This window comes from Vibrio sp. 10N.222.48.A3 (genome assembly GCF_041475345.1).
GTDB classification, from domain to species: Bacteria; Pseudomonadota; Gammaproteobacteria; order Enterobacterales; family Vibrionaceae; genus Vibrio; species Vibrio tasmaniensis_A.
This window is the reverse complement of record NZ_JBFRVX010000278.1, coordinates 1-2,059: the sequence shown is the minus strand read 5'-3', so window position 1 is coordinate 2,059 and position 2,059 is coordinate 1. Positions and strand designations below refer to the sequence as shown.

The following is a 2,059-nucleotide window of genomic DNA, read 5'->3' as shown; positions in this document are numbered from 1 at the left end:
GTTGGGGTAGAGTAATAGTGGACTTTATCCATGGTACAAAAAAGCTTGGTCAAATAGTCATCAATTCAACCAAGCTTATCTTCGTATTAAGGGATTGTCTTGTAAAAAACGATCAGTGTTACTGCTTAGCGCGTTTGTTCTTTCTGTTGTTACGCAGACCGTCAAAGCTGAATATCACCAACGCTCCCCAAATAAAGGCGAAGGTAATCGCTTTGTCACTGGTAAACGCTTCGCCATAAATCAGCACCGCTAACAAGAACATTAAGCTTGGTCCAATGTACTGGAAGAAGCCGAGGGTCGATAGCTTCAAGCGTGTTGCAGCGCCAGTAAAGCACAGCAGTGGAATGGTGGTAATAACACCAGCCGCAACCAATAATAGATTGAGTTGCATCGGGTTCATTGAGAAGTCCGAGGTTGGGCTATCAGCAATAAATAGTAGGTACGTTGCTGCGAGAGGCAACATAACCAGAGTCTCAATGAACAAACCTGTTTGCGCTTCTAAGCTCACCTTTTTACGCAGTAAGCCATAAAAACCGAAGCTAAAGGCTAGGGCAATGGCGACGATCGGCACTGAACCGAAGGCAATTAATTGGATCAATACGCCAATCGCAGCAAGAGCCACTGCAAACCATTGCAGCTTACGTAAGCGTTCGCCGAGGAAGAGCATCCCGAGCAACACGTTAATCAGTGGGTTGATGTAATACCCCAAGCTGGCATCAAGCATGTGATTGGAATTCACCGCCCAAATAAAAATAAGCCAGTTAGCGCCCACCAAAATAGACGTCGCCACCAAATAGAGCATTTTTGGTTTCGAGGTCAGGGTGTCGCGGACTTTACGCCAGCTGCGGCCAATGTGCAGTAAGAAAGCGAGTAGGAAAAAGGACCATACTACACGGTGGCTAAGGATCTCTAACGGGGATACGTCACTTAAAGATTTGAAATATATAGGGGCGATCCCCCACATGGTGTAGGCGCCGACGGCAAGCAAAACTCCCTGGCGCGTACGTTGTTGTTCTTCCTGTGTCATGCATCTTTCTCTAGCACTGAGTGCTTATTAATAAGATTTATAAAGAGAGTTGGTCAGTATAGGAGCGTTAACCCTTTTCACCTAACAATTTGCGGTTTAATTCGCCAGCGTTCCCCTCTACAATGTGCGCCTTGCTTGCCAATGCTGCACGCTGACTTTATACCTTGATTAGGAACCACAATGACCGCCACTCTGATTGCTGAGCAAACACCAACTCCCGCGAATGATGCGCAAGATATCTTACAAGATGTCTTTGGTTATCAAAGCTTTCGTGATGGTCAGCAAGAGGTCATAGACCTAGCCGTTGAAGGCAAAGACAGCTTGGTGATTATGCCAACCGGTGGTGGTAAGTCTCTGTGTTACCAGATCCCGGCTTTAGTGCGTGATGGGCTGACTTTGGTTATCTCACCGCTCATTTCATTGATGAAAGACCAAGTTGACCAGTTGAAAGCTAATGGTGTGGCGGCTGAGTGCATAAACTCATCGATGCCACGCGATCAACTGTTGAGCGTGTTCAACCGCATGAACTCAGGCCAATTGAAGATGGTTTATGCTTCACCAGAGCGTGTGTTGATGCGTGACTTCATCGAGCGCTTACAAGGTTTGCCGCTTTCGATGATTGCGGTGGATGAGGCACACTGTATCTCTCAGTGGGGACACGATTTCCGCCCTGAGTATGCTTTGCTAGGCCAGCTTAAACAGTATTTCCCGCATGTGCCTTATATGGCGCTGACAGCAACCGCTGACGATGCGACGCGCAAAGATATTATCTCGCGTTTGCAGCTGGTGGAGCCGCACACTTACTTAGGCAGCTTCGATCGCCCTAATATTCGCTACAACCTAGTTGAGAAGCACAAGCCCGTGTCACAAGTGGTTCGCTACCTAGAAACACAGAAAGGCAATTGCGGCATCATCTACTGTGGTAGCCGTAAGAAAGTGGAGATGGTGACCGAGAAGCTGTGCAATAACGGTATTCGCGCTGCGGGTTACCATGCCGGCATGGATACCGACGAACGCATGTGCCTTATATGG

Annotated in this window: 2 protein-coding genes; one reads left to right on the top strand and one right to left on the bottom strand. The window is 47.8% G+C overall.

The genetic code is table 11. The features are described from left to right. Window positions 1-118: 118 nt before the first annotated feature. A complete protein-coding gene (gene rarD, locus AB4653_RS09145) occupies window positions 119-1,027 on the bottom strand; it encodes an EamA family transporter RarD (RefSeq protein ID WP_009848190.1) in 909 nt (302 codons plus the stop codon). A 180-nt stretch (window positions 1,028-1,207) separates the two neighbouring features. Between rarD and AB4653_RS09140 the strand changes: the two genes are divergently transcribed. Further along, window positions 1,208-2,059, top strand: an 852-nt coding sequence (locus AB4653_RS09140; protein WP_372103917.1) for a RecQ family ATP-dependent DNA helicase, incomplete at its 3' end; no start/stop codon positions are given.